The following is a 586-nucleotide window of genomic DNA, read 5'->3' as shown; positions in this document are numbered from 1 at the left end:
CAACGCCTCATGCGTAACCAAAACACCCTTCGGACGACCCGTCGAACCCGACGTATAAATCACCACAGCCGCCTGACCCGCAACCGTCTGAACATCAAGATCCGAAGAGGACTCGGCATCAATCGCCGCACGCGTAGCCGGATCATCCAGCCACACCACAGCCGGCTCCACACCCTCAAGCAGGCCTTCAACCAGCGGCCCAGCCACCGAACGATGCCCCACCACCACCGACACCCGACCATCAACCACCATGAACGCCAACCGCTCCGCCGGATAACCCGGATCCAACGGCAAATACGCACCACCAGCCCTCCACACCGCCAAAATCGACACCACCACCTCCACCCCACGCTCCGCATACAAACCCACCACCGACTCCGCACCCACACCCAAACCCCTGAGATACCCGGCCAACCGATTCGCCGCCGCATCCAACTCCGCAAACGTCAACGACACCCCATCGCAGACCACCGCCACCGCATCCGGACGCTCCACCACATACGCGGCAATCAACTCATGCACACCACCCACCCCAGGCAACCCCACCGCCGTCTCATTCCAACCCCGCACCAACGCCAACTCACCA

1 protein-coding gene is annotated in these 586 nt (G+C 62.5%); it reads right to left on the bottom strand.

All coding sequences use genetic code 11. The annotated features are described in order from the left end of the window. The coding region (locus tag ABD481_RS46820) for an AMP-binding protein (protein ID WP_344672363.1) at positions 1–522 on the bottom strand (522 nt) is incomplete at its 3' end. Positions 523–586: the final 64 nt, after the last annotated feature.

Source organism: Catenulispora yoronensis (assembly GCF_039531695.1).
Classification (GTDB): domain Bacteria; phylum Actinomycetota; class Actinomycetes; order Streptomycetales; family Catenulisporaceae; genus Catenulispora; species Catenulispora yoronensis.
This window is presented reverse-complemented; position numbering and strand designations above follow the sequence as displayed.